Origin of the sequence: Pseudomonas saponiphila, from assembly GCF_900105185.1 — a bacterium.
Taxonomy (GTDB): Bacteria; Pseudomonadota; Gammaproteobacteria; order Pseudomonadales; family Pseudomonadaceae; genus Aquipseudomonas; species Aquipseudomonas saponiphila.
Genome location: NZ_FNTJ01000002.1, coordinates 500529 through 525116 on the forward strand (window position 1 = coordinate 500529; position 24588 = coordinate 525116).

Here is a 24588-nt window from a genome sequence, read left to right on the forward strand (position 1 = left end):
ACTCCCTTGAATCACTCCACATGAACATCAGCAGTGGCATGGTGGTCGCGTCGCGGCATTGGCGGCGGATCTGCCAGAGCACCCTGGTCAATTTCGGCATTTCCGAAGCCTGCGCGGTGCCCCTGTTGATGATCGGGCGCCTGGGGGAGGGCGTGCGCCAAGTCACCGTGGCCCAGGCCGCGGGGATGGAAAGCCCGTCGCTGGTGCGCCTGCTGGACCAGCTGTGCGGCGCCGGCTACGTGTGCCGCAGTGAAGACCCCAACGATCGCCGGGCCAAGTGCCTGAGCCTGACCGACAGCGGCCGCGAGTTGGTGCAGGCGGTGGAAAGCGAGCTGGTGCGCCTGCGTCATGAAGTCCTGGAAGGCATCAGCAGCACCGACCTGGAAGCCGCGCTGCGGGTGATCCGCGCCTTCGAGTCCGCCAGCCATGGGCCGGTGCTGCCATCTTGAAAGGCTTCTTTACCGGCATGCCCCCCGCACGGGACTGGTTCTACGGCGTGCGCACCTTCGCCGCCTCGATGATCGCCCTGTACATCGCCATGCTGATGCAGATGCCCCGTCCCTATTGGGCCATGGCCACGGTGTACATCGTTTCCAGCCCCTTTGTCGGCCCCACCAGCTCCAAGGCGCTGTACCGGGCGATCGGTACTTTTATCGGTGCGGCCGCCGCCGTGCTGCTGGTGCCGATGTTCGTGCAGAGTCCCTATGTGCTGGTGCTGATCATTGCCCTGTGGACCGGGATCCTGCTGTTCCTGTCCATGCACCTGCGCACCGCCAACAACTACGCCCTGATGCTGGCCGGCTACACCCTGCCGCTGATTGCCCTGCCGGTGGTGGACAACCCCCTGGCGGTGTGGGACGTGGCCGAGGCGCGGACCGAGGAAATCTTCCTCGGCATCATTTGCGCCGCGGTCATCGGCAGCCTGTTCTGGCCCCGGCGGCTGGCCCCGGTGTTCGTCGACTCCGCCGGCAAGTGGTTCGCCGATGCCGCGCTCTACAGCCAGCGCTTCCTGGCTCGCAACGTCCAGCCTGAGGAAGTCAGCGCCTTGCGTGCCTCGATGGTGGGCACCTTCAACACCCTGGAGCTGATGATTGGCCAGTTGCCCCACGAAGGCACCCGGCCACAGACGGTACGCAACACCAAGGAGTTGCGCGGGCGGATGATCCACCTGCTGCCCGTGGTGGATGCCCTGGATGACGCCCTGTATGCCCTGGAACGACGGACCCCGGAACTGGTAGCGCAGTTCGCCCCCTTGCTGGCCAAGGCCGAGGCCTGGCTGCAAGGCACTGCCCGGGACGCCTCGGTGGAGCACTGGCAAGCCCTGCGCAACGAACTCGAAGCCCTGCAGCCCAGCGCCGAAGCCTTGGATGACCGGCGCCAGTTGCTGTTCTCCAATGCCCTGTATCGCCTCGGCGAGTGGATCGACCTCTGGCAGGACTGCCGCAGCCTGCAGCACGCCATCCAGTGCGAAAGCCAGGACACCTGGCGCGCGGTCTACCGGCATTGGCGCCTGGGCCGGCTGACGCCGTTTCTCGACCGCGGGCTGATGCTGTATTCGGCGGGCTCGACGGTGCTGGCGATCATCGTCGCCTCGGTGCTGTGGATCCTCCTGGGCTGGACCGACGGCGGCAGCGCAGTGATTCTCGCGGCGGTGGCCTGCAGCTTCTTCGCCTCGATGGACGACCCGGCGCCGCAGATCTACCGGTTCTTCTTCTGGACCGCGATGTCGGTGCTGTTCGCCAGCCTCTACCTGTTTTTGATCCTGCCCAACCTGCACGACTTTCCGATGCTGGTGCTGGCCTTCGCCGTGCCCTTTATCTGCGTCGGCACCCTGACGGTACAGCCACGCTTCTACCTGGGCATGCTCCTGACCATCGTCAACACCTCGTCCTTCATCAGTATCCAGGGTGCCTACGACGCGGACTTCCTGAGTTTTGCCAACTCCAACCTGGCCGGGCCCATGGGCCTGCTGTTCGCCTTTGTCTGGACCCTGATCGCCCGGCCGTTCGGCTCGGAGCTGGCGGCCAAGCGCCTGACCCGCTTCAGCTGGCGCGACATTGTCAGCCTTTCCGAGCCCGCAACCCTGGCCGAGCACCGGCACATGGCCGCGCAGATGCTCGACCGGCTGATGCAGCACCTGCCGCGCCTGGCCATTACCGGCCAGGACACCGGCGCCGCCCTGCGCGAGCTGCGGGTGGCGCTCAATGTGCTGGACCTGCTGGCCTACGCGCCGCGGGTGCGGGGCCTGGCCCAGGCCCTGCTGCGCCAGGTGGTGGCCGAGGTCGGCGACTACTTCAAGGCCTGCCTCAAGGCCGGCGAGCGCCTGCCGGCTCCCGGCGGCTTGTTGATGACGCTGGATCGCACCCGCCGGGCCTTGGGCAGCCAGGGCCTGCAAGGCGACGACGAAACCCGCCTGCACCTGTTGCACGCCCTCAGCGGCCTGCGTCTGGCGCTGCTGCCGGGGGTGGAATTCGTCGCCACCGGCGAGCTTGAACAACCCTTTCCCCATGGCATCGATGGAGCGCCCTTGTGATCGGTGATCTGGATATCAGCGGGGTGTTCCTGCCCACGCTGCTGGTGCTGATGGGCATCACCTATGGCTTGTACCTGCTGGTGCACGGGGTGCTGACGCGCTTGCACTTTTATCGTCTGGTCTGGCACCGGGCGCTGTTCAACGTCGGTCTTTACGCGCTGCTGCTGGGCGCGGTGGACTCTCTCAGTCGATACCTGATGACATGAAAAAACCCTTATTGACCATTGGCCGTGTGGTCCTGACGTTATTGGTGGTGACCTTCGCGGTCGTGGTGGTCTGGCGCATGGTGATGTACTACATGTTCGCGCCCTGGACCCGGGACGGGCACATCCGCGCCGATATCGTGCAGATCGCCCCGGACGTGTCCGGGCTGATCCAGCAAGTGGAGGTGCGCGACAACCAGTTGGTCAAGCGCGGCCAGGTGCTGTTCAGCATCGACCAGGACCGCTTCAAGCTGGCCCTGCGCCAAGCCAGGGCGGCCCTGGCCGACCGTCAGGAAACCCTGGCCCAGGCCCAGCGCGAGGCCAAGCGCAACCGTGGCCTGGGCAACCTGGTGCCGCGCGAGCAACTGGAAGAAAGCCAGTCCCGCGAGGCCCGCGCCCAGTCGGCCCTGGCCGAGGCCCAGGTGGCGGTGGACAGCGCCCAGCTCAACCTCGATCGTTCGGTGGTGCGCAGCCCGGTGGACGGCTACGTCAACGACCGTGCGCCACGCACTCAGGAATTCGTCACCGCCGGCCGCCCGGTGCTGTCGGTGGTGGACAGCAATTCCTTCCATATCGATGGTTACTTCGAAGAAACCAAGCTCGATGGCATCCATCTCGGCCAGGCGGTGGATATTCGCGTGATCGGCGACCGCGCGCGGCTGCGCGGGCATGTGGAAAGCATCGTCGCCGGGATCGAGGACCGTGATCGCAGTAGCGGCTCCAACCTGTTGCCCAACGTCAATCCGGCCTTCAGCTGGGTGCGCCTGGCGCAACGGATTCCGGTACGGATCGCCTTCGATGAGGTGCCGGCGGACTTTCGCATGATCGCCGGGCGTACCGCCACGGTGTCGATCCTCGACGATCAGGCCAAGCGGGAGCCCGGCCAATGAACTATGGCGCACGTTTGGCCCTGGCCGGGCTCGGCCTGCTGCTCTCGGCCTGCCAGATGGTCGGGCCGGACTACCGGCTGCCCAAGGATGCGGCGCTGCAACGCCAGGACCTGCAGGGCGCATTGAGCGCCAAGGGCGCCAATGTGGTGTCGGCGCCGGTGCCCGCCGACTGGTGGCGGCTGTACCAGGACCCGCGCCTGGACCAGCTGGTGCAGCAGGCCCTGGCGTCCAACACCGACTTGCGGGTGGCCGCGGCCAACCTGGCTCGCGCTCGGGCCCAGGTGGATGAAGCCCAGGCCGCCGGCGGCTGGAGCGGCGGGGTCAAGGCCGGGGTCGAGCGCCTGCAGGAGTCCGGCGAAGCCTTCCTGCTGCCGGAAAAAGTGCCGGTGGCCAACGTCGGCAACCTGTCCATCAGCACCTCTTACCAATTCGACCTGTTCGGCACCTTGCAGCGCGGCATCGAGGCGGCCCAGGCCAATGCCGATGCGACCCAGGCCGCGGCCGATACCGCGCGCATCACCCTGGTGGCGGATGTGGTGCGGGCCTACACCCAGGTCTGTGCGGCCAACGAAGAGCGGGAAATCGCCGAGCACTCCCTGAGCCTGCAAGCCCAGAGCACCGAACTGACCCAGCGTCTGCGCGACGCCGGGCGTGGCGACGAAACCCAGGTCACCCGCTCCCAGACCCAGTTCAAGTCCCTGCGCGCCGAGCTGCCGCGCTATGAAGCCGCGCGCCAGTCGGGGCTGTTTCGCCTGTCGATGCTGCTGGCCAGGCCGGTGGATCAGTTGCCCGCTGGCACCAGCAGTTGCGCCGAGTTACCGCACATTGCCCAACTGTTGCCGGTGGGCGACGGCGCGGCGCTGCTCAAGCGCCGTCCCGATGTACGCCAGGCCGAGCGCCAACTGGCCGCGGCCACCGCACGCATCGGCGTGGCCACCGGGGCCCTGTACCCGGACATCAGCATCGGCGCGACGGTCGGCACCGTGGGCATTCTCGACAACCTGGGCAAGCCGTCCACCAACCGCTGGGGCTTCGGCCCGCTGATCAGCTGGACGGTGCCGGCCAACGGCGCCCGCGAGCGCATTCATGAGGCCGAGGCCGCGAGCCAGGGCGCCCTGGCGCATTTCGACGGGGTGGTGCTCAACGCCATTCGCGAAACCCAGACCGGCCTGGCCCAGTACAGTGCGCAACTGCAACGCCGCGAGGCCCTGGCAGACGCCGAGCAGTCGGCGCAACGGGCGGCGGACCAGACCCACCGCTTCTTCCAGGCCGGGCGCGCGTCCTTCCTCGCCGACTTGCAAGCCACCCGCACCTACACCGACATGCGCGCGCAACTGGCGGCAGCCAATACCCAGGTGGCAATGAGTCAGATCGATCTGTTCCTGGCCCTGGGTGGTGGCTGGGAAAGCGGACGAACGCAAGCCTCGCAGCCGATCAAACCCTGAGGCCGTTGCTATGCTTTGAACAGTTGCAAAGCCCGCGGTGCAACGGGGTTTGCAACCGATCAAAGCATGTGATGGTCATGGGGATTCCAATAATGAAAAACCCTTATGCTCCGGGCTTCTGGTGCGCGCTCTGTGCGCTGGTGCTGCTCTCTGCCACCTATTTCTACGGCATCATGCTGGCCCATCAGATCGACAAGGCCATGGTCTTTCTCGACAGCGCCAGCGCGCTGATCGCGGTGATGGCCATCGGCGTGGTGGCCTGGGCCTCCTGGCAGAATCAGAAAATCAAGAAGCGACAGCTCGAACAGAGCAAGACCCTGGTGGTGATCTGGGACACCAAAGTGGCCCTGCGCCGGGTCGAAACCGTGTTCGACCGCTATTTCTGGGGCAGCTACTGGCAACCGGGGCGGACCTTCGCCGAAGTCATGGGCGAGCTGACCGGCACCCCGCTGGAAAAGAGCCTGGAGGCCTTGAAGAAGCAGTGCATGCTGCTCGACAAGCAGGCCGACGACGGCCACCACTGGCTGAGCAATGCCCGCGAGCTGTCGGACGTCGCCACCGCTATGGCCCGGGAACGCTATCAGCTGGACTTCTGCGACCCCCGGGGCGAGTCCCGGGGCAACAGCATGGTGATCGACCGGGATTTCGAGGTCCTGGTGTACACCTGGAGCGCGCGCCTCAAAAGCTTCGACCATCAACTCGATGCCCTGGAAGTCCAATACTCCTGAGCCGCAAGCCGCAAGCCGCAAGCCGCAAGCCGCAAGCCGCAAGCCACCTGCTGCCTCTGGCTTGCAGCTTGCAGCTGGTTTAGCTTTGGCCGCCAATGGTAATCTGCGCCGGTTTTACGCGGAGTCGAGCCGCGACCCGTCATGGGTTCAGGGAAGACCAGCACACCTTCAAACAACGGATATTGATCGGGTCAGACATGAATAAATCAGCAGGCGTACTGTTAGGAATCGTCGTCGCAATAGGTGCAATCAGTGCGGGCGGCGCCTGGTACACCGGCACCAAGCTCGAAGGGGTCCTGCAGCAGCAGGTGATCGAAAGCAACAAGGAGCTGCAAGCGGCGCTGATCGGCTACGACGCCACCGCCACTCTGGAGCTGGTGTCCCTGGAGCGTGGCGTGTTCAGCAGCAACGCCCGCTACCGCCTCAAGGGCCAGGGCGAAGTGTTTCGTGGCGATCTGGAACTGCTGATCGCCGATCATATCGAGCACGGCCCGCTGCCTTTCTCGCGCCTGATCCGCCTCAAGTTGCTGCCGGTCATGGCTGCCAGCCATTACGAGCTGGAGAAGAGCCCGCAGACCGACAAATGGTTCGCGGCGACCAAGGGCGTTGCGCCGTTCAAGGGCGTAGTCAACGTTGGCTACGACCTGTCCGCCGAAGGCACCCTGGATTTCGCGCCGATGGAGCTGGCCCTGGATGAGCAGAACAGCCTCAAGTTCTCCGGCCTGAACTCCACCTTCAGCGTCAGCGACAACCGCCAGAAGGCCAAGGTCGATGGCTACATGGACAGCCTGAGCCTCTCGTTCAACTCGCCGGACAAGGCCCCGGGCAAACTGGAAATCAACGGCCTGACCCTGGCCAGCAACCTGCAAAAGAGCAGCTTTGGCTACTACCTGGGGCAGAACACCCTGGAACTGACCGGCACCAAGGCCACCTTTGGTGACAAGCAGTCGGTGCTGACCCTGAAGAACTTCGAACAGAAGACCTTCAGTGAAGAAACCGGCAGCACCGTGGCCGGTCGTGCGGACTACCGGGTGGGCGAGATCACCTTCGACGGCAAGGCCGTGGGTTCGGCCGAGATGCTCTGGAGCATGAAGAACCTCGACAGCCAGGGCATGCTCGATCTGCTGCAGATCTACCAGACCGTGCTGCAGCCGTATCAGCAGGCTGCCACCGCGGCCACTGCCGAGGGCGAGCCAGCGCCGGAACTGCAGATGAGCGAAGCTCAAGAGGTCAAGGTACGTGCGGCGGTGAACAAGGTCCTGGAGGCCAAGCCGCAGATCGCCTTGGAAAGCCTGGCGTTCAAGACCGCTGGCGGTGAAAGCCGTTTCAGCCTGAGCCTGGACCTGGCCAAACCGCAGAACCTGGAGCTGCCGCCGGCCGAGCTGGGCAAGCAACTGATCAGCCAGCTGGATGCCAAGCTGTCGCTGTCCAAGCCAATGATGGCGGACGTGGCGGCCTTGCAGGCCCAGGCCGAGGGCCTGACCGATGCCAAGCAGATTGCCGAGCAGAGCGCGGCCACCGCGGAAATGCTCAGCGCCATGGCCCTGGCCACTCAACTGGCCAAGCTGGAAGGCAATAACGTGGTGTCGGCGCTGCACTACGCCAACAACGAGGTGAATTTCAACGGCCAGAAGATGAGCGTTGAACAGTTCGTTGGTTTTGTCATGAGCAAGATGGGCGGTGCTGGCGCCCTGCAATAAGTTCGTACAGGGCGGCTTAACCCGCCTCCTGCCCCTCAACGCCCGGTGCTGTGTGACACAGCCCGGGCGTTGTGCTGTCTGCAGCCCCGTGCCTGCGACGGGTGAACACCGATTGCTCTGGCGCGGGGGGGCACAGGTCCTAAAAACTGATTCTGAACAAATATGGTGTTTCAAATTCTCGACTACCCTTCGTGGAAGAATTTCCCGGACAGCTTTGCCGGGTCATGCGTTCCCGTTACCTGACGTCTGCAAGGGCGAGGGTCCGGGCAGAGCTTTGGCTTGCTATGTAAGGATGCTGACGAAATGCCACGTACTGCTCATCCCGCTCGCCGTTGTAATCTGCGCCCGCTGTTTGGTCTGGCGTTGTGCGGCCAACTGCTCTGGTCCGGTGGGGCCTGGGCCGATGCGGCCTATGACCAGTTGATCATCCAGGCTCGGGCCGGCAGTTATGCCCCGGCACTCGACCATCTGCGGAAGGTGCCAGACAGTGCCTTGAACAACGGGTTGGTCAGTGATCACTTGCAGATCGCCAGCTGGGCCGGGCTCGATGCCGAAGTGGTGAAGGTCTATGAAACCCAGGGGCGCAACCGCGTGCTGCCGTTGCAGGCGCTGACGGCCACGGCCCGGGCCTATCGCAACCTCAAGCAGTTTGACAATGCCACCCGGCTTTATCGCCTGGCCCTGGAGCGCGAGCCGCAGAATGCCGACCTGCAACTGGGCCTGGCCCTGACCCAGGCCGATGCCGGTCTGCCGGCCCAGGCAGTGGCCCAGGCCCGGGCTTTGGTGGCGGCCAAGCCCGATGATCCGTCGCGGCGCCTGGCGCTGGGCTATGCACTGACCCGGGCCAATCAGCCCTACGAAGCCCTGGCCGAGTACGACCAGGCCTTTGTTCGCGCCGGCGACAAGCCCGAGGTCCTGCGTGAATACATCTACGCCCTGCAACGGGCGCGCTTGCCGGAGCCGGCCCTGCGCCTGGCCCAGCAGCATCCCGGGTTGATCGATCCGGTCATCCAGCGGCGGATCCAGGCTGATCTCGCGGCCGAACGGGTGCGTTTGTCGGAGCTGGCCAGCCGTGGCGAAAAGGAACGGTTCGTGGTGGCCGACCGCGCCCTGGCCGACTACGACGCCCTGTTCGCGGCCTGGGGCCAGGACCCCAAGGCCCAAGACGAGTTGACCCGCTGGCGCATCGACCGGCTGGGGGCGCTCAAGTCCCGGGCGCGTACCGCAGAGGTGATCAGCGAATATGAGCAACTCACCGCTGCCGGTGCGGCCATTCCTCCCTATGCCCTGCGCTGGGTGGCGGCTTCCTACCTCGACCAGCGCCAGCCGGAGATGGCCGCGGATCTGTATCGGCGCGTACTGTCGGCCCCGGATGGCGATGCCGCGTACCGTCTGGAAGACACCACCGCCCTGTATTACGCGCTGTTGGAGAGCGAACGGCCGGAAGAGGCGCTGAAGCTCGCCAATGACTTGGCCGACAGCACGCCGCGGCGGATTCAACTGACCGGGCAAATCGTCGGCGACCCCAATGACGATTGGGTCGATGCCCAACTGCTGGCGGCCCAGGCCGGTGCTGCCGGCGCTTCGGGGGCGGACTTGCCGGGCACCGAGCAACGCCTGGAGGACCTGGCCGTGCAGGCGCCCGGCAATATCAGCGTGCGCCTGGCCCAGGCCGACCTGTATCGGGTGCGCGACTGGCCGCGGCTGTCGGAAAGCCTGCTCAAGGAAACCGAGAGCGTGGCGCCCCGCGATGTCAGCCTGGAAGTGTCCCAGGGGCACACCGCCCTGGAACTGCAGGAATGGCGGCAACTGGATGCCTTGACCGACGATGTGCTCCAGCGCTTCCCGGAAAGCCGTCAGGTGCAGCGCCTGGCCCGTGAGCGCGAAGTGCATGACATGGCCGAGTTGCGCGTCTCGACCTACGGCGGCAAGAGCTATGGCGGCGGCAGCAGCGGTGCCGGCGCAGTGGCCGGGAGTCGGGATTTCGGTATCGAAAGCCGGCTCTACACACCGCCCATTGCCGAGGACTGGCGCCTGTTCGGCGGGCTCGGCTACGCCATGGGCGATTTCCCCGAAGGCATCGGCCACCACCGCTGGCAGGTCCTGGGGGTGGAGCGGCGCACCCGTGACATGACCCTGGAAGCCGAAGTTTCCAACCATTCCTACGGCTACGGCGACAAGACCGGTGCCCGGGTGTCCCTGGCCCGCGACATCGACGATCACTGGCAATACGGCGGCAGCCTCGACTACTTATCGGCCAACACCCCGCTGCGGGCGCTGAACAGTGACATCAGCGCCAATGGCGGCAGCGCCTTCCTACGCTGGCGGGCCAATGAAAGCCGGGAATGGAAACTGTCCCTCAGCCCGTCGCATTTCAGCGACGGCAACAACCGTTTCGAGGCGCTGCTCACTGGCCGTGAAGGGGTCTACCGCTCACCCAAGGTGCAGGTCGACCTCGGCCTGGAAGTGGGCGCCAGCCACAACACCCTGAAAGACACGCCCTATTACAACCCCGAGGCGGATCTCAGCGTGCTGCCCACGGTTACCGTCAACCACGTGCTCTATCACCGCTATCAAACCGCCTGGAGCCAGCAGTTCCAGGCCGGCGCCGGGACTTACAGCGAACGCGGCTACGCCACCGGAGCGGTGGGGCTGCTCAGCTACGGCCAGCGCTACAGCTGGAATGACGTGTTCGATATCGCTGGGGTCTTGAGCGTAATCAACCGGCCCTACGACGGCGATCGGGAAACCGATCTGCGTCTGGCGGTCGACCTTACCTATCGTTTCTAGAGACGAGCGTGATGATGCGCCTGATCAACCGTTGCATCTTCCTGCTGGGAGTCCTGATTCTCAGCGCCTGTTCCCGGCCCGCGGCGGAATTTGTCGTCCCGGCGCAGCGCCCCTTGCCTCATAGCGAGGCGCCGTGGCCGAAAAACCACGTGCTGGGCATTGCCTACCACGACATCGAGGATCGCGACCCGGACCAGCGGGTGGTGGCGGTGCGCACCGAGCGGATGATCGAGCAACTGGCCTGGCTGCGGGAGAACGGCTACCGGCCGGTGACCGTGGACCAGATCCTGGCGGCGCGCAAAGGTGGGCCGGAACTGCCGGCCAAGGCCATCCTGCTGACTTTCGACGATGGCTATTCGAGCTTCTACACCCGTGTGCTGCCGGTGCTGCGCGCCTACCACTGGCCTGCGGTGCTGGCGCCGGTGGGCGTGTGGATCGACACCCCGGCCAACCAGCCGGTGGATTTCGCCGGTGACCTGCGGCCCCGTTCGCAGTTCCTGACCTGGGCACAGGTGCGTGAGATTTCCCGTTCCGGGCTGGTGGAAATTGCCGCCCATACCGACCACAGCCACCTGGGCATTCTCGCCAACCCCCAGGGCAACCTGCAGCCGGCGGCGGCCACCCGACGCTATGACGCTGCCAGCGGTCGTTATGAAAGCGAGGCGGATTTCCAGGCGCGGATGCGCCAGGACGTGACCAGCATCTCGGACAAGATCCTGGCGGTGGCCGGTTATCGCCCGCGGATCTGGGTCTGGCCTTACGGCACGGCCGACGGCTCGACCCTGCAAGTGGTCGACAGCCAGGGTTTCAAGATGGCCCTGACCCTGGACGATGGCCTTGGCACCCTCGATAACCTGATGAGCAGCCCGCGCTTCCTGGTGGTTTCCGACCCGGACGGCATGCACTTCTCCAACAGCATCGTCGGCACCGAGGCCAGCGCCCCGATGCGCGTGGCGCACGTGGACCTGGACAATGTCTACGACCCGGACCCCAAACAGCAGGAAATCAACCTCGGCAAGCTGGTCCAGCGCATGGCCGATCTGGGGGTCAATACCGTATTCCTCCAGGCGTTCGCCGATCCCAAGGGCGACGGCCTGGTGCAGTCGCTGTACTTCCCCAATCGCCACCTGCCCATGCGCGCCGACCTGTTCGACCGGGTCGCCTGGCAATTGCGCACCCGGGCCCACGTCAAGGTCTACGCCTGGATGCCGGTGCTCAGCTTTGCCCTGGATGCCCATCTGCCGCGTGTCACGCGCTGGGATCCGGCCACCGGCCAGAGCACAATCGACCCGAAACAGTATCAGCGCCTTTCACCCTTCGACCCGCAGGTACGGCGCCTGATCGGCGACCTGTACCAGGACCTGGCGCGGCTGACCTCGGTGGACGGCATCCTGTTCCACGATGATGCCGTGCTCTCGGACTTCGAAGACGCCAGCCCCGAGGCCTTGCGCGCCTATGCCGCCCAGGGGCTGCCGGATTCCATCGCCGGCCTGCGCAATGATCCGGCGACCCTGCAGCGCTGGAGCCGTTTCAAGAGTCGCTACCTGATCGATTTCACCCATGAGCTGACGGCCAAGGTCCGGGCGATCCGCGGGCCCCAGGTACAGACTGCGCGCAACCTGTTTGCCGAACCGATCATCAATCCGCAGAGCGAAGCCTGGTTCGCCCAGAACCTCGACGACTTCCTGGTCAGCTACGACTGGACCGCGCCCATGGCCATGCCACTGATGGAAGGGCAGAGCCTGAAGCAGTCCGGACCCTGGCTGGAGGCCCTGGTGGATCAGGTGCGGGCCCGCCCCGGTGCCCTGCAGCGCACGGTGTTCGAGCTCCAGGCCCGGGACTGGCGACACAAGCCCGCCAGCGAGCTGTCGGCCCAGCAGATGGCTGACTGGATGGGCCGGCTCAAGCGCCAGGGGGCGACCCACTTCGGTTACTACCCGGACAACTTCCTCGAGAACTCACCGGACCTGAAAACCCTGCGGCCCGCGCTCTCCAACAAATGGAGCCCATGAATCATGATGGATCGTATATTCGCCCTGGTGGTGCTGGCGCTGGTCCTCGGGGTGCCCCTGGGGCTGATCTTCCTGGTGACCGGCGAGTTCCTCATGGACTTCGTCTTCTATTACCCGCTGTTCATGTCGGCGCTGTGGATCGCCGGTGGCCTGTATTTCTGGCTGCACTGGGAGCGCCACTGGCCCTGGTCCGATGACACGTTGCCGCCGCCGTTGGCCGGTGAGCCGCTGATCAGCATCCTCATCCCCTGCTACAACGAAGGGGACAACGTCACCGACACCATCCACGCGGCCCTGGCCCAGCACTACCCGAACATCGAAGTGATCGCCATCAACGATGGTTCCAAGGACAACACCGCCGAGATCCTCGACGCGATCGCAGTCCAGGACCCGCGCCTGCGGGTGTTGCACCTGGCGCAGAACCAGGGCAAGGCCGTGGCCCTGCGCATGGGCGCGGTGGCGGCACGCAGCGAGTACCTGGTGTGCATCGATGGCGATGCCTTGCTGGCGCCCAACACCGCCGCCTACCTGGTGGCGCCGATGCTGGACAACCCGCGCCTGGGCGCGGTCACCGGCAACCCGCGGATTCGCACCCGCTCGACCCTGGTGGGCCGGGTCCAGGTAGGCGAATTCTCCTCGATCATCGGCCTGATCAAACGCACCCAGCGGGTGTTCGGCAAAGTCTTCACCGTCTCCGGAGTGATCGTCGCCTTTCGCCGCACGGCCTTGCACCGGGTGGGCTACTGGAGCCCGGACATGATCACCGAAGACATCGACATCAGCTGGAAGCTGCAACTGGATCACTGGTACGTGTTCTACGAGCCCCGGGCGTTGTGCTGGATTCTCATGCCGGAAACCTTGCGCGGCTTGTGGAAGCAGCGACTGCGCTGGGCCCAGGGCGGCGCCGAAGTGCTGTTCAAGAACATCCGCGGCATCTGGGAATGGCGCCACCGCTACCTGTGGACCCTGCTGTTCGACTACTGCCTGTCCACCGGCTGGGCCTTCACGTTCCTGCTGTCGATGATTTTCTGGGTGCTGGGCAAGTTCATCGTCATGCCCGAGGCCATCGCGGTGCACTCCATTTTGCCGCCGGCCTTTACTGGCCTGGTGCTGGCGATGGTGTGCCTGGTGCAGTTCGCGGTCAGCATCCTGATCGACCGGCGATATGAGAAGGACCTGTGGAAGACCATGTTCTGGGTGGTCTGGTATCCGTTGGTGTTCTGGTTCATCAGCCTGCTCACCACCCTGGTGAGTTTTCCCAAGGTGCTGTTTGGCGAGCATCAGAAACGGGCGCGTTGGGTGAGCCCGGACCGGGGTATCAAGCCCATCGATGACGAAGAGGAAGCGCGCTGATGAAAATCATCAGAACTCGTCAACGGCCCTTCATGCTCGTGGTGGATATCATCCTCACCGTGCTGGCCTGGGTCGGCCTGTTGTATTTGCTGATCCGTGGGCTTATCCCCTTGCTGGACGAGCATCAGGGGCCGCGTATCGAAGTGGGCATGCTCGATGCTCTGACCACCTTGCAGTTCTATGGCCTGGTCGCGGTAATCAATGCCCTGCTGCTGGTTTCCTGGGCCCGCTATCGCCAGCGTCGCAACCGCAACTACCCGCCACGGCTGCCGGCGCCGGTGGTGGACGACAAGCGCTTGAGTGAAAGCTTCAAGCTCAGCGATGAAACCTTCACCCAGATGCGCCAGCCCGGGGTCATCACTGTGTACAACGATGAAGAGGGGGGCATCATGCATGTCGCCACGCAGTTCTACCGTATCCGGCCCGAGGATCAGCAACACCCTCCATTGGTGGTAGAGCTGCCGCCGCGGGTGATTCATCTGCATTCGGAGGAGGGGGAGAAGTAGGCAGGTCCTTGTTCTGGACTTGATCTGGCGAGAATCGTGAAGGTGCGGCACTGGAGAGCTCGGCTCATCACCCAATGTTGCCGGAGGGTCAGAGCCGCTCGACCATGATGGGATATTCCCGCTCTTGAGGAAGCAGGCTGTAAGCCTTTTCCAGGTCCCCATCCTCAATCAGTCGATGAATCTCGTGAGCCAGGGGCGTGACATCGGTGATGCGCTTGATCCACTGGTTCACGTACAGCTGCACGGCCTCCTTGCTCAGGCCGATCTGGATCGCTCGGTGTTCCTGTGGCCGCAGGTACAGATCCCGTTCCGGGTCCCACTGAATGCGCACCGGCGACTGGTCTTTCAACTGCAACCACTCTTCCTTGCTCATGGACTCGTCGGCATGGCTCAGGCAGCCGTTGGCCAGGGCCCATTCGAAGCCTTCGCGGCTGATGTCGATGGCCAGGATGCGGGTCTGTCCGGCGTCTTTGTAGCCCCAGCCGGCGCGGTACATCATCCATAGGAAAGACGGCTTTATCCAGGTCATGCGCTCCATCTTGAACGGTGGGGAGACGAAGGTGCCGTGGGCCAGGGCGGCGTCGGCAATGCTGTCGGAGTAGGCCTGGTAGACGCGGATGGTGTCGGCGTCGTAGAGCGCGCGGATCTGGCGCTGGGGGAGTTCTGTTGCGGGTTTATGCATGGCATTTCCTTATGAAAAGCGGGCGGCCGCTAAGCCGCCCGGGGGTGTTTAGAGTACGGCCTGCGGTTGCAGGCGCCGTGATGTCACATCCAGCAGATCACAGCCATCGCGCAGCAGGATGCTGCACACCAGGGTCAGTTCCTGCAGCACCACCGGTTCGCTGCGCAGGGTATCGGCGGCGAAGTGCTCCAGCAGTTGGGTCGCGGCGCGGATGCGAAAGGCTGCGGCGTCGTGCAGCACATCGATGGGCGCCTGGGTGTCGATCAGCAGGGAAGGAATCAGGCAGTCGTGGCCGGTTAGGGATATATAACGGTTCATTAGTACACCTCGCTTAATGGATAGATGTACTCGTTATTCCGGTCGCCAAACCAGGTCGCCATCTGGGCGACGGCCGGACTATAAGCCGCGGGCTTCCAGCGGTGCAAGGCAAGTGTGGTGGCGTCTTTTCCGAGAACGTTGTAGGGCTTTTTCCGCACACATCCATCCCGCTTGCGACTGTATTTCCAGGTATTTACCCAGGGCGCTTTTGGCGAACGCTCGGCTAGTCTGTATGTACATTTGTAAATACGGAAATGCTCATGTACTTTGAATGGGACGAGGCCAAGAACCACGCCAACCTGCTCAAGCACGGCATCGATTTCAACGATGCGGTGTTGATGTTCCAGCGTCCGGTGCTGTCCTTGCGCGATGAGCGCCTGGACTATGGCGAGGAGCGCTGGGTCAGCCTCGGTTGGATCAGAACCCTGGTGGGCGTGGTGGTCCATACCGAGCGGCGGGGTCATGCGGTGCGCATCATTTCGGCGCGCAAAGCCACTAAACGGGAGGCTAAACACTATGTCCAACGGATCGAAAACTGACGGATCGAAAACGGATTGGGAGCGCCTGGCGAAAACCGATGACCAGGACATCGATACCTCGGATATCCCCGAGCTGGATGACGATTTCTTTCGCCGCGCCGAGGTGCATCTGCCGGGCAAGAAAGCCGTGACCATTCGCCTGGACGCGGATGTGCTGGCCTGGTTCAAGGGCCAGGGCGCGGGTTACCAGACGCGGATCAACCAATTGCTGCGTCAGTACATGCAGGCCCATCAAGGCTGAGGGCCTGCTGTGTCATTTCAGGCGCAGTTCCTGGCGGGCGGTTAACCGTGCCCGCTATCGCGGTTGGCGTCTGAAATATCCATTTACAACTACCCCTGTCCTCAAGCTCAATCTGTCCCGCGCCGTGCACGAAGCGGCGCGCTCTGTCCTGCAGGCTATAGTCTTTTGGCTCATCCCGATCTCATCCGCAAAAAGGTGCTTTCGTATGTCTCGCTTTGCCTCCCGCAATACTTGGCTGGCCGCTGGTGCCGTGCTGCTGTGTCTGCAGTTTCCCGTGCAGGCCCAGGAGCGTTTTACCCTGAACATTCCCGGGGTCTCGGATGACCGGCTGTTCACCACCGGCAATGCCAGCGATGCCAAGGGCTGTGGCGGGCACAACAATTCTCCGGCCTTGAGCTGGACCGCCGGGCCCGAGGGCACCTTGAGCTACGCCATCGTCATGCACGATCCGGACGGCGCCAAGGGCCAGGGCGTGGACCACTGGGTGCATTACGGGATCAAGCCGACCACCCGCCAGTTGCCGGCCGGCGCCGGCACCAAGCCGACCCTGGAAGGACTGGCTGGGCTCAACAGTCGCAACGGCACTTTCTACATGGGGCCGTGCCCGCCGGTGGGCGATAGCGCTCATCACTACATCATCCAGATCTTTGCCTTGGACCTGGCGCCCGAGGTGCTGCCCGCCGGGCTGACCCGCGCCCAGTTGCTGGAGAAGATCAACGGCCACGTGCTGCGCAATAGCAGCGTGGTGCGCCGTTATTCGCGCTGAGTGAAATTTTTTTCCGGGGCTTAACCCGAATCGCCAAGGGGCTTCGTCTGAAGGGGGGAATGGATCATTTCTTCCCGAGGTCAGCCCCCATGTCCCTTCCTCTGCATTTTCTTCGTCCGGCCGCCCAGGGTTTCGCCGCCGGCCTGCTGCTGGCGGTGGCCGGTTGTGGTGTGTCGTCCAAGTCTGAATCCGCCGCGGGGGCTTCGACCCGGGGCGCACTGCAGGCCGCACCCGAAATACAGTACGAGGTGCAGCGCGCCGATGCCGCGATGATCAAGCGCAATGTGCATCCTGTAGGCTTGTCTGCGCCTATGCCGGCGCCGATGGCCGCCCGCGATTCGAGCCTGGCCGGCTACCGCGACGAGCCGCGGGAGCAGTACCAGAAGCTGGCGGACAACCCGATCCACAGCGTTGCCCAAGCGCCGGTGTCGACCTTCAGCGCCGACGTCGACACTGGCGCCTATGCCAACGTCCGCCGTCTGCTCAACCAGGGCAGCCTGCCGCCGGAAGGCGCGGTGCGCCTGGAGGAGCTGGTCAACTACTTTCCCTACGATTACGCCCTGCCCAGCGATGGCTCGCCCTTCGGCGTGACCACCGAGCTGGCGCCTTCGCCGTGGAATCCCCACACCCGCTTGCTGCGCATCGGCATCAAGGCTTCGGACCGCGCGGTGGCGGAACTGGCCCCGGCCAACCTGGTGTTTCTGGTGGATGTCTCCGGCTCCATGGACCGCCGCGAAGGCCTGCCCCTGGTGAAAAGCACCCTCAAGCTGCTGGTGGATCAGCTGCGGGATCAGGACCGGGTATCGCTGGTGGTCTACGCCGGCGAATCGCGGGTGGTGCTGGAGCCCACATCCGGACGCGACAAGGCGAAGATTCGCACGGCCATCGACCAGCTCACCGCCGGCGGCTCCACGGCCGGCGCCTCGGGCATCCAGCTGGCCTACCAGATGGCCCAACAGGGCTTTATCGACCAGGGCATCAACCGCATCCTGCTGGCCACCGACGGCGACTTCAACGTCGGCATCAGCGATTTCGACAGCCTCAAGGCCATGGCCGCCGAGAAGCGCAAGAGCGGTGTCTCCCTGACCACCCTGGGTTTCGGTGTGGATAACTACAACGAGCACCTGATGGAGCAATTGGCCGATGCCGGTGATGGCAATTACGCTTACATCGACAACCTGCGTGAAGCACGCAAGGTGCTGGTTGACCAGCTCAGCTCGACCCTGGCGGTGGTGGCCAAGGACGTGAAGCTGCAAGTGGAGTTCAACCCGGCTCAGGTCAGTGAATACCGCCTGCTGGGTTATGAGAACCGTGCCCTCAAGCGTGAAGACTTCAGCAACGACAAGGTCGACGCCGGGGAAATCGGCGCTGGGCATACGGTGACCGCGCTCTATGAAATCGTCCCGGCAGGCGAGAAGGGCTGGCTGGAACCCCTGCGTTATGCACCGGCCAAGGCGCCGGAACAGAGTGGCAAGAATGGTGAACTGGCGATGCTGCGGGTGCGCTACAAGGCGCCGGAAGGTGGCAGTAGCCGCTTGATCGAACGGCCGATCAGCGCGCAGCAGCCAGCCAAGCTGGCCGAGGCCAGCCCGGACCTGCGCTTTGCCGCCGCCGTGGCGGCGTTCTCCCAGCAACTCAAGGACGGCCGTTACACCGGCAACTTCAGCCTGAGTGACACCGCCAAGCTGGCCCGGGGCGCCAAGGGCGACGATCCTTACGGGCTGCGGGGCGAGTTCGTACAACTGGTGGAACTGGCGCAAAGCCTGCAAACTCAGGCGCCGAAAGCCCAGGCCGGGCATGCGCCCCAGGCCGAGGCTCAGCCCGTGGACATGAGCCAGTTGCAGAGCCGCCTTGAATAGCCCCCTCACGAGCAGTGAACAGGAGTTCATCCGCCCCATGTCTGCTCCCCAAGTGTCCACCGATGCCAGCAGCGATGAAGCGCTGCTGGCGCGTTATCGCGCCGGAGATCCAGCGGCTTTCGAGGTGCTGTACCAGCGCCATCGTCAGGGTTTGTATGGTTTTGTGCTGGGCTTGTGCGGCAAGGCCGAGCTGGCGGAAGAGGTCTACCAGGACACCTGGCTCAGCCTGATCCGCAGCGCCAGCCAGCCCCAGGGCCGGGCCAGCTTTCGCACCTGGCTGTATCAGATCGCGCGCAACCGCCTGATCGACCACTGGCGCAAGCACGGCCAGCGCAACCCGCTGCACGACAGCTACGACGAACAACTGCACGGCGAAGCCGACCAGGCTCCCGGTCCCGAACAGCAACTGAGCCTGTGCCGCGACCAGCAGCGTATCGAAGCCGCCTTGCAGGATTTGCCCGAAGACCAGCGCGAAGTGTTCCTGCTGCGGGCCCACGGCGACCTGGAACTGCCAGAGATCGCCAGCCTGACCCAGGCGCCGCTGGAAACGGTGAAAAGCCGTTTCCGTTATGCGCTGAAAAAATTGCGTCGGCTCCTGGCCGAGGAGGTACTCACATGACTGACGCCCGACAGACCCCGTCCCCTGAAGAGCAGATGCTGGCGCACATTCGCCAACACGGCGCCCAGGAGCCACCGGCCCATCTGGATGCCCTGATCCTGGCCACCGCGCGCCGCGAAGCCCCTGCGCCCAAGCCGAGCCTCTGGCAGCGCTGGATGCAGGCCTGCCAACGGCCGCGTTATCAACTGGCCTTTGCCAGCCTGTTTGGCGTGGCGCTGGTCATTGGCTTGCTGCGGCCTTCCCCGGAGCACTATCCACAAGAGCAGGCCTTTGTCCCCGCCCCCGCTCCAGCGCCTGCTGCGCCCATGGCGCGCCAGGCGGCGCCCCGCTCCGCCGAGCTGGCCGGGGCCTTGAGTGCCCCTGAGCCTGCTGCTTCTTCGCCCATCGCTCCGGCGGCCCCTGTGGGCAGTTTTGCCGCAGCGCCAGAGATAGACGCGCTAAGCGACGCAGCACCAGCTGCGGTGGCCAAACCCAGGGCGGAGTCGAGCAAGTTGGCCCAACGCATGTCGGCCCCGGCCGAGCCGCGGACCATCAAGCGGCTGGATAAGCAACTTCAGGCGGTCTTGCGCCTGTGGGAAGGTGGCCAGAGCCGCGAGGCGGCCGAGCTGCTGCTCCAGCTGCATGAACAGTACCCACAGGAGGATCTGGACGCGCGCCTGCAAGCCTTGCGTCGTCAATAAAGAGCGGGGGTTGGCTGTCGCCGGGGAAAGCGCGCACTATCTGCCCAGTTTCCAGCAAGTGAGAGGCCGGTCATGGCACCCCGCATCGACCGTATAGCGGCAATGTTGAACTGCCCGATCAAGGGCGCGGATATCCGTCAGGCCATCAAGGAGAGTCGCAAGGACTTTGGCCTTGAAGAGGCTGAAGAGGGCGCCGACGCCGAGGCGCAGGACGAAGCCGAGCAAGCACAGCAGGACGCCAACGCCGCCGAGGATGAATAGTCCTGGCGGCCGCCGGATTCAGTTGTAGGGCAAGGCGGGCAGGTCGATGAACTCGGCGCAGGCACCATCCGCGGTCATGCGCCGGGCTCGTTCCGGTAGCAGCCGGGCGTGGTTTTCCACCTGCCAGCGATACCAGCTCAGACGCTGCACGATGCGCCGCCGGCAAGGCTCCGGCAATTGCCCCAATAGATCGATGCTCTCGGGCGCCCAGTGGGTCCGGGTCGAGTAGTAACAGAACAGGTTTTCCCGCAGGCCGAAGCAATCCTCGATGGTTTCCACAACGCTGTAGACGTAGAGCTCGAAGGCGCTGCTCAGTTGTTGTGCACCGTCGGCGTGGTCCCGCAGGTAAGCGAAGACTCCCGGCCAGTTGATGCAGTACAGGTGCTCGTCCCAATCGCCATCCCGGGTCAGGTACTGGCCCTGGCCGCGAAAGAACTGGGGCATTTCCTGACGCTCCAGGGCCACTTCAAAATTGCTTTTCATCGCGTATTCCTTCGACGTCGGTGATGCTCGCGGACAGCGCTACGCATTCGATCACGCAGTCGAAGCCGATTTCCAGGCGCAGGTAATAACCGGGATTGAGACGGGTGAGCTGGGTGCGCAGGCGGCCATCGAAACGCGTACCGCTGACCGCCAGTTCGCTGATGCCCTGGACCTTGAGCAACAAGCGGCAGTGGGTCGGGGCCTGGCTTGCCGGCCAGGTGCAAGGCAGCGACAGACGCCCCAGGTTGCCATACAGCTGCAGGTTCAGTTGCTCGCCTTGAAACACCGGGCCCGGGGTATCGAGGTCATAGGGTGTGGCCGCCTCATTGAAGACTGCCCGCCAGGCTTCGGCGTTGTCGATGTTGAACAGCCAGTCGCGGGTGCCCCGATCCCGCTCCGGGATCGCCCGGCACTCTGCCAGTGAGGGTAACTGCGCGCGGGTCAGATCTTCGTGCCATAGCTCCCGGGCCGCGATCAGCAGGCGCTGGAAGAAGTCCCGGCTGTCGTCGATCACCGCTGGCCAGCCGCTGGGCCATTGATCGTATTCGTCGGCCTCCTCGACCGGCTCCCAGACACTGTCGAAAGCGTAGTCCGGGTCGTCCAGGGCCGCTTGCAGGACCTGCACCAGCCGTTGCCGATGACGGAAATTCTGCTGGGGGTAATCGCGCCTCAGCGCGTAGTGGCGGATCAGGTATTCGCGGTCTTCGGGGTCGTTGGGGTTGAAGCGGCTCAGTTCCGCATCCCGCTCAGGGGGCATGTCATAGCCGGTGAAACAGCTGATCCAATCACGGAGTTCTGGCTCGAAGGGCTGGTTACACAACGGATGGCAGAGCATGGGGACCTCCTGTCCGGGGGCGTGGAATGTAGCAAGTTGCGCCTTGTCGGGACAGCCACCCGGCGCCGTTCGGGTTCCGGTTGTCGATGATGGCTGCGGCCGGAAACCTTGAAGCCCGAAAACAAAAAAGCCCCAGGCCATCAGACCTGGGGCTTTTTCGCTAAAGCTGGCGCACTCGGCGGGATTCGAACCCACGACCCCTGCCTTCGGAGGGCAGTACTCTATCCAGCTGAGCTACGAGTGCAGTGCGGGCGACATCATACCTATGTCGACTCGGGGCGTCCACGCCGGTTTTCATTGGCGTGCGGTTGTCCGTCGCCACCCGAGGAAACCCGGGCCGTAGCGGCAGTTTTTCCCGCTGCAGTGTCTTCGTACCTGCGCGCAACCTGCAGCCATATCCGTGCGGTCACGGGGCACAGGGAGGTGCGGGAGATGAATTGTTCGATGCAAGAGGGCCTGCCGACACGGTTGGCGGATCATCTGTTCGAGGCCAGCTGGAAAGCGGTGCTGCCCGGGTTGCAGCGTCGCGCCCGGCAGTTGGCGCGGGGCAACGCCGATGGCGCCCAGGAGTGGCTGGCGGCCACGGCGATCAAGGCGCTGCTGTTCTTTCGCCGTTCGCCGGAGCGGATTCGCGATCCCCAGGGCTTTCTGTTCCTGGTGCTCGATCATGTGTTTGTCGACAGCTGTCGGCGGCGGGCGCGGGAGCAGCGTCTGTTCGTGGATTTCGCCGATTTCGAGGACGACCCGCTGCAGCAGCTGGAGGCCCCGCAGATGTCGGTGCTGGAGCAGGTGGAGCTGCTGGAAACCCTGGCCCTGCTGAGTCAGCGGGTGGCGCAATTGCCCGTTAAGAAACGCCGCTTGTTTGAACTGAAGTTCGTCGACGATCTGCCCTACCCGAACATTGCCGCCGAGCTGGGGATGAACCAGCCCCTGGCGCGCAAGCACGTGCAATTGTTGCGCGAGGCCCTGCGTTGAGGTCGTGACAGGATTCACAGCAGGCCCGCCGGGACGTTCTTGTTCAGTGAGCCTGTTTTCGACGCTGTAGCCGGTGCCGCCGCCTTCTGCGGTGGGCCATTCCATCTAAGGAGAGATGTATGCCAGATCCAATGGTCAACTCGCAGATCACCGACGCGGTGACCCAGACCAACGTCAAGGTGGTGGCCGAAGCCCCGGCCCAGGCCATCGCCTCGTTGTATCAGGTGGCCAGCCATTCGACGGGCCTGTCGTTGCAGAACGCGGTCAACAGCCAGCAAGCGCTGAACCAGATCTCCAACGCGGTGGTGTCCAAGGCCGTGGCGTTGATCATGGCGATCGGCGAGTAGGGCTGACAGCCCGGGAGAATCGTCATGGCATGGTTCAAGAAGAAAACCCCACCCGCGGCCGCGGCCGATGAAACCGCGAGCGCGGCGGCCGACCCCAGTTCGGGGGAGCAAGCGGCAGAGCCTCGGGTGGCGCCCCGCGAGGCCGCGTCGAACGGCACCGATCCGGCGCCCGAGGCTGCGCCTTCTCCGCCACCCGCCGCCGCGCAACCTTCGGTGATGGAGACGATGAACGCGCAGTTGCTGAAGCAGGCCAGCAGCCCCAGCACCGACAGCACCGATGCCCTGAACAGTCAGATCGTCCAGGCGGTGCAGTTCACCAATGCCCAGACCTTCAGTTATGCCCCGGCGCAGATCGCGATCGCTCCCGACATGATGATCAGCCAGGCCGCCGGTCTGGTGGCGCAGTCGGCGGCGGGGTATTTCGACGGGGTCAGCAAGCTGGCCCTGGCGGCCCAGGCGGTACTGCTCAAGCAGATGACCGAGAACATCGTCAAAGAGAACGTCAAGGGCGCCGCCGAGGATGCCCTGGGCGTACTGGCTACCGACCTGATGGTGGGCGCCGCTGCCGCCGTGGCGGCGGCGGCCGGTGCCATGGAAGCCGATGCAGCGGGCATGGCCATCGACAAGATCGACGCCAGCATCGCCAAGTACAGCGCCACCCTGGCCAATCGACCGTCGTCTTCCTGAATGCGCCCCTCGGGCGCGCAAGGCGCCCGGGGCTGTCGCGCAAAAGGCGCCGGCGTTCCCCGGCCGCTCTGTTCACCCCAGGCGTTGAAGTTCGACGGACCCGGTGCCAGCCCTTCAACGCCATTCATCGATAAAGGAGCAAGCAATGGCGAATGAAGAGCAAACCCCGATGGCGACGATACTTCTCTTTGCCGAGAGGTACCTGAAGCGTCCGTTGACCCAGGTCGAGCGCCAGGTACTGGAGGCGTTTGTCCAGGACAAGCCGCTGGACATGTCCAAGTCTGCGCAACAGAGCGTTGATCAGGCGCGGCAGCGAGCCGCCGAGCTGATACAGGCCGATGAACAGCGCACGCGCAATATCATCGAGCAGTTGTCGGGTTTCGGTGTCGGCAGGGCCGATCCCCAGGCGCGCGAGCTGGTGCTGCGTCAGCTACTGGCGGCGGCCGAGAGTCAGGCTGCGGCCTCCACTTCAGCCCCGACTGGCGCCTCGGAGCCGGCGGCGCCGAGTTCGGACCAGACCGGGGGCGCGGTATCCGCCCCTGACCCCACCCCCAGCCTGGCCCCTGCCGACGATCCAGCCCTCAAGGCGATGATCAGCGCCCAGGTGCAGCAGGAGGTGAAAGCCGCCGTCGAGGCGCGCATGGCCGAGTTGTCGCAGAAAGTCGAAGACACCCTCAAGCAGGTGCTCGCCGCTGCAGGGCAATGAGTCCCCCCTGAAATAAGCCGAGAGTCCCAGGCCCCACGGTTCACAGGAAAACGGCTGCCACGTTCACTCAAAGACACGGAATGCTCCGTGTGCCTAACAAAGGAAGTTGAGCCATGCCACTTGTAAACGAACAAATCACCGATGCCGTCACCCAGACCAACGTCAAAGTCGTCGCCGAAGCGCCGGCCATGGCGATGGGCACCATCTACCAATCCATGGCCCAGGCCACCGCGATCCTGTTCCAGAACTCGGTTTCGGCGCAGCAGCAGCAAAATACCCTGGCCCAGGCCGCGACCAACCAGGGCGTGATGCAGATCTACAGCGTCGACACCACCGCCGGCGCGGCGGCCACCGAGAAGGTTGCCCAGGGCGGCGTATCCGACAACCTCACCAGCCTGCTGACGGTGCTCAAGTCCTTCCAGGGCTGAGT

At 64.4% G+C, this 24588-nt stretch carries 27 protein-coding genes and 1 tRNA gene; 23 read left to right on the forward strand and 5 right to left on the reverse strand.

Annotated elements, in window-relative coordinates; translation table 11 throughout:
- Positions 1 to 20: 20 nt before the first annotated feature.
- The 11 genes from BLV47_RS24170 to pgaD all read left to right on the forward strand — a co-directional run bounded on the left by BLV47_RS24170 (position 21) and on the right by pgaD (position 14160).
- Complete coding sequence (locus BLV47_RS24170) at positions 21 to 449, forward strand: MarR family winged helix-turn-helix transcriptional regulator (protein ID WP_092318410.1); 429 nt, start codon at positions 21 to 23, stop codon at positions 447 to 449.
- Positions 446 to 2533, forward strand: coding sequence for an FUSC family protein (locus BLV47_RS24175; RefSeq protein WP_092318412.1), 2088 nt, complete (start codon positions 446 to 448; stop codon positions 2531 to 2533). The genes BLV47_RS24170 and BLV47_RS24175 overlap by 4 nt, the downstream gene beginning before the upstream one ends.
- The gene (locus tag BLV47_RS24180; RefSeq protein WP_011058538.1) at positions 2530 to 2739 is read left to right on the forward strand and encodes a DUF1656 domain-containing protein; all 210 of its coding nucleotides are present in this window, start codon (positions 2530 to 2532) and stop codon (positions 2737 to 2739) included. The genes BLV47_RS24175 and BLV47_RS24180 overlap by 4 nt, the downstream gene beginning before the upstream one ends.
- Positions 2736 to 3626 carry an efflux RND transporter periplasmic adaptor subunit gene (locus BLV47_RS24185; protein ID WP_092318414.1) on the forward strand — a complete coding sequence of 297 codons (891 nt, stop codon included), beginning with the start codon at positions 2736 to 2738 and terminating at the stop codon, positions 3624 to 3626. The genes BLV47_RS24180 and BLV47_RS24185 overlap by 4 nt, the downstream gene beginning before the upstream one ends.
- On the forward strand, positions 3623 to 5071 hold the full coding sequence (locus BLV47_RS24190) for an efflux transporter outer membrane subunit (RefSeq protein ID WP_092318416.1): 1449 nt from the start codon (positions 3623 to 3625) through the stop codon (positions 5069 to 5071). The genes BLV47_RS24185 and BLV47_RS24190 overlap by 4 nt, the downstream gene beginning before the upstream one ends.
- A gap of 92 nt (positions 5072 to 5163) precedes the next feature.
- A complete protein-coding gene (locus BLV47_RS24195; protein ID WP_092318418.1) occupies positions 5164 to 5799 on the forward strand; it encodes an NADH:ubiquinone oxidoreductase subunit N in 636 nt (211 codons plus the stop codon).
- A gap of 197 nt (positions 5800 to 5996) precedes the next feature.
- A complete protein-coding gene (locus tag BLV47_RS24200) occupies positions 5997 to 7499 on the forward strand; it encodes a YdgA family protein (protein ID WP_092318420.1) in 1503 nt (500 codons plus the stop codon).
- A gap of 303 nt (positions 7500 to 7802) precedes the next feature.
- Entirely contained in the window at positions 7803 to 10289 is a 2487-nt protein-coding gene (gene pgaA, locus BLV47_RS24205; RefSeq protein WP_092318422.1) for a poly-beta-1,6 N-acetyl-D-glucosamine export porin PgaA, read from the forward strand.
- 14 nt (positions 10290 to 10303) lie between these two features.
- Positions 10304 to 12301, forward strand: a complete 1998-nt coding sequence (gene pgaB, locus BLV47_RS24210) for a poly-beta-1,6-N-acetyl-D-glucosamine N-deacetylase PgaB (protein ID WP_092320562.1) — start codon at positions 10304 to 10306, stop codon at positions 12299 to 12301.
- A gap of 3 nt (positions 12302 to 12304) precedes the next feature.
- Entirely contained in the window at positions 12305 to 13654 is a 1350-nt protein-coding gene (pgaC, locus tag BLV47_RS24215; RefSeq protein ID WP_092318424.1) for a poly-beta-1,6-N-acetyl-D-glucosamine synthase, read from the forward strand.
- Positions 13654 to 14160 (forward strand): poly-beta-1,6-N-acetyl-D-glucosamine biosynthesis protein PgaD, encoded by a 507-nt coding sequence (gene pgaD / locus BLV47_RS24220; RefSeq protein ID WP_092318426.1) that lies wholly within the window; start codon positions 13654 to 13656, stop codon positions 14158 to 14160. The genes pgaC and pgaD overlap by 1 nt, the downstream gene beginning before the upstream one ends.
- An 88-nt stretch (positions 14161 to 14248) precedes the next feature.
- On the opposite strand, the gene BLV47_RS24225 is transcribed toward pgaD, so the two are convergent.
- Both BLV47_RS24225 and BLV47_RS24230 read right to left on the reverse strand, forming a co-directional pair.
- Entirely contained in the window at positions 14249 to 14842 is a 594-nt protein-coding gene (locus tag BLV47_RS24225) for a DUF4291 domain-containing protein (RefSeq protein WP_092318428.1), read from the reverse strand.
- A gap of 48 nt (positions 14843 to 14890) precedes the next feature.
- Complete coding sequence (locus BLV47_RS24230) at positions 14891 to 15160, reverse strand: hypothetical protein (protein ID WP_092318430.1); 270 nt, start codon at positions 15158 to 15160, stop codon at positions 14891 to 14893.
- Between the two features lie 260 nt (positions 15161 to 15420).
- On the opposite strand from BLV47_RS24230, the gene BLV47_RS24235 reads away from it, so the two are divergent.
- The 7 genes from BLV47_RS24235 (at position 15421) to BLV47_RS24265 (ending at position 20125) form a co-directional block, all read left to right on the forward strand.
- Positions 15421 to 15699 (forward strand): BrnT family toxin, encoded by a 279-nt coding sequence (locus BLV47_RS24235; RefSeq protein ID WP_092318432.1) that lies wholly within the window; start codon positions 15421 to 15423, stop codon positions 15697 to 15699.
- The gene (locus BLV47_RS24240; RefSeq protein WP_092318434.1) at positions 15677 to 15940 is read left to right on the forward strand and encodes a BrnA antitoxin family protein; all 264 of its coding nucleotides are present in this window, start codon (positions 15677 to 15679) and stop codon (positions 15938 to 15940) included. The genes BLV47_RS24235 and BLV47_RS24240 overlap by 23 nt, the downstream gene beginning before the upstream one ends.
- Before the next feature lie 205 nt (positions 15941 to 16145).
- A complete protein-coding gene (locus BLV47_RS24245; RefSeq protein ID WP_092318436.1) occupies positions 16146 to 16706 on the forward strand; it encodes a YbhB/YbcL family Raf kinase inhibitor-like protein in 561 nt (186 codons plus the stop codon).
- An 89-nt stretch (positions 16707 to 16795) separates the two neighbouring features.
- Entirely contained in the window at positions 16796 to 18565 is a 1770-nt protein-coding gene (locus BLV47_RS24250) for a vWA domain-containing protein (protein WP_092318438.1), read from the forward strand.
- Positions 18566 to 18602: 37 nt separating this feature from the next.
- On the forward strand, positions 18603 to 19184 hold the full coding sequence (locus BLV47_RS24255; RefSeq protein WP_092318440.1) for an RNA polymerase sigma factor: 582 nt from the start codon (positions 18603 to 18605) through the stop codon (positions 19182 to 19184).
- Positions 19181 to 19864, forward strand: a complete 684-nt coding sequence (locus tag BLV47_RS24260) for a hypothetical protein (RefSeq protein ID WP_092318442.1) — start codon at positions 19181 to 19183, stop codon at positions 19862 to 19864. Before BLV47_RS24255 ends, BLV47_RS24260 begins: the two co-directional genes overlap by 4 nt.
- 72 nt (positions 19865 to 19936) lie before the next feature.
- Positions 19937 to 20125, forward strand: coding sequence for a hypothetical protein (locus BLV47_RS24265; protein ID WP_092318444.1), 189 nt, complete (start codon positions 19937 to 19939; stop codon positions 20123 to 20125).
- A gap of 18 nt (positions 20126 to 20143) precedes the next feature.
- Here BLV47_RS24265 and BLV47_RS24270 read toward each other — a convergent pair whose 3' ends face one another.
- From BLV47_RS24270 to BLV47_RS24280, 3 genes are all read right to left on the reverse strand, one after another.
- Positions 20144 to 20608 carry a hypothetical protein gene (locus BLV47_RS24270; RefSeq protein ID WP_092318446.1) on the reverse strand — a complete coding sequence of 155 codons (465 nt, stop codon included), beginning with the start codon at positions 20606 to 20608 and terminating at the stop codon, positions 20144 to 20146.
- Complete coding sequence (locus BLV47_RS24275; protein WP_092318448.1) at positions 20592 to 21443, reverse strand: hypothetical protein; 852 nt, start codon at positions 21441 to 21443, stop codon at positions 20592 to 20594. The genes BLV47_RS24270 and BLV47_RS24275 overlap by 17 nt, the downstream gene beginning before the upstream one ends.
- A gap of 167 nt (positions 21444 to 21610) precedes the next feature.
- Positions 21611 to 21687, reverse strand: a tRNA-Arg gene (locus BLV47_RS24280).
- Positions 21688 to 21887: 200 nt separating this feature from the next.
- Here BLV47_RS24280 and BLV47_RS24285 point away from each other — a divergent pair.
- The 5 genes from BLV47_RS24285 (at position 21888) to BLV47_RS24305 (ending at position 24586) form a co-directional block, all read left to right on the forward strand.
- Complete coding sequence (locus BLV47_RS24285; RefSeq protein WP_167365712.1) at positions 21888 to 22418, forward strand: RNA polymerase sigma factor; 531 nt, start codon at positions 21888 to 21890, stop codon at positions 22416 to 22418.
- Positions 22419 to 22537: 119 nt separating this feature from the next.
- On the forward strand, positions 22538 to 22765 hold the full coding sequence (locus BLV47_RS24290; protein ID WP_092318452.1) for a RebB family R body protein: 228 nt from the start codon (positions 22538 to 22540) through the stop codon (positions 22763 to 22765).
- A 24-nt stretch (positions 22766 to 22789) separates the two neighbouring features.
- On the forward strand, positions 22790 to 23452 hold the full coding sequence (locus tag BLV47_RS24295; protein WP_092318454.1) for a hypothetical protein: 663 nt from the start codon (positions 22790 to 22792) through the stop codon (positions 23450 to 23452).
- Between the two features lie 145 nt (positions 23453 to 23597).
- Complete coding sequence (locus BLV47_RS24300) at positions 23598 to 24158, forward strand: hypothetical protein (protein ID WP_092318456.1); 561 nt, start codon at positions 23598 to 23600, stop codon at positions 24156 to 24158.
- 113 nt (positions 24159 to 24271) lie between these two features.
- Positions 24272 to 24586, forward strand: coding sequence for a RebB family R body protein (locus tag BLV47_RS24305; RefSeq protein ID WP_025128569.1), 315 nt, complete (start codon positions 24272 to 24274; stop codon positions 24584 to 24586).
- Positions 24587 to 24588 lie beyond the last annotated feature (2 nt).

Bases quoted from the DNA above. Each gene is read 5' to 3' on its own strand.
- BLV47_RS24170 (WP_092318410.1), top strand. From the start codon at position 21: ATGAACATCAGCAGTGGCATGGTGGTCGCGTCGCGGCATTGGCGGCGG.
- BLV47_RS24185 (WP_092318414.1), top strand. From the start codon at position 2,736: ATGAAAAAACCCTTATTGACCATTGGCCGTGTGGTCCTGACGTTATTG.
- BLV47_RS24190 (WP_092318416.1), top strand. From the start codon at position 3,623: ATGAACTATGGCGCACGTTTGGCCCTGGCCGGGCTCGGCCTGCTGCTC.
- BLV47_RS24195 (WP_092318418.1), top strand. From the start codon at position 5,164: ATGAAAAACCCTTATGCTCCGGGCTTCTGGTGCGCGCTCTGTGCGCTG.
- BLV47_RS24200 (WP_092318420.1), top strand. From the start codon at position 5,997: ATGAATAAATCAGCAGGCGTACTGTTAGGAATCGTCGTCGCAATAGGT.
- pgaA (WP_092318422.1), top strand. From the start codon at position 7,803: ATGCCACGTACTGCTCATCCCGCTCGCCGTTGTAATCTGCGCCCGCTG.
- pgaB (WP_092320562.1), top strand. From the start codon at position 10,304: ATGCGCCTGATCAACCGTTGCATCTTCCTGCTGGGAGTCCTGATTCTC.
- pgaC (WP_092318424.1), top strand. From the start codon at position 12,305: ATGATGGATCGTATATTCGCCCTGGTGGTGCTGGCGCTGGTCCTCGGG.
- pgaD (WP_092318426.1), top strand. From the start codon at position 13,654: ATGAAAATCATCAGAACTCGTCAACGGCCCTTCATGCTCGTGGTGGAT.
- BLV47_RS24225 (WP_092318428.1), bottom strand. From the start codon at position 14,842: ATGCATAAACCCGCAACAGAACTCCCCCAGCGCCAGATCCGCGCGCTC.
- BLV47_RS24230 (WP_092318430.1), bottom strand. From the start codon at position 15,160: ATGAACCGTTATATATCCCTAACCGGCCACGACTGCCTGATTCCTTCC.
- BLV47_RS24235 (WP_092318432.1), top strand. From the start codon at position 15,421: ATGTACTTTGAATGGGACGAGGCCAAGAACCACGCCAACCTGCTCAAG.
- BLV47_RS24240 (WP_092318434.1), top strand. From the start codon at position 15,677: ATGTCCAACGGATCGAAAACTGACGGATCGAAAACGGATTGGGAGCGC.
- BLV47_RS24245 (WP_092318436.1), top strand. From the start codon at position 16,146: ATGTCTCGCTTTGCCTCCCGCAATACTTGGCTGGCCGCTGGTGCCGTG.
- BLV47_RS24250 (WP_092318438.1), top strand. From the start codon at position 16,796: ATGTCCCTTCCTCTGCATTTTCTTCGTCCGGCCGCCCAGGGTTTCGCC.
- BLV47_RS24255 (WP_092318440.1), top strand. From the start codon at position 18,603: ATGTCTGCTCCCCAAGTGTCCACCGATGCCAGCAGCGATGAAGCGCTG.
- BLV47_RS24260 (WP_092318442.1), top strand. From the start codon at position 19,181: ATGACTGACGCCCGACAGACCCCGTCCCCTGAAGAGCAGATGCTGGCG.
- BLV47_RS24265 (WP_092318444.1), top strand. From the start codon at position 19,937: ATGGCACCCCGCATCGACCGTATAGCGGCAATGTTGAACTGCCCGATC.
- BLV47_RS24270 (WP_092318446.1), bottom strand. From the start codon at position 20,608: ATGAAAAGCAATTTTGAAGTGGCCCTGGAGCGTCAGGAAATGCCCCAG.
- BLV47_RS24275 (WP_092318448.1), bottom strand. From the start codon at position 21,443: ATGCTCTGCCATCCGTTGTGTAACCAGCCCTTCGAGCCAGAACTCCGT.
- BLV47_RS24285 (WP_167365712.1), top strand. From the start codon at position 21,888: ATGCAAGAGGGCCTGCCGACACGGTTGGCGGATCATCTGTTCGAGGCC.
- BLV47_RS24290 (WP_092318452.1), top strand. From the start codon at position 22,538: ATGCCAGATCCAATGGTCAACTCGCAGATCACCGACGCGGTGACCCAG.
- BLV47_RS24295 (WP_092318454.1), top strand. From the start codon at position 22,790: ATGGCATGGTTCAAGAAGAAAACCCCACCCGCGGCCGCGGCCGATGAA.
- BLV47_RS24300 (WP_092318456.1), top strand. From the start codon at position 23,598: ATGGCGAATGAAGAGCAAACCCCGATGGCGACGATACTTCTCTTTGCC.
- BLV47_RS24305 (WP_025128569.1), top strand. From the start codon at position 24,272: ATGCCACTTGTAAACGAACAAATCACCGATGCCGTCACCCAGACCAAC.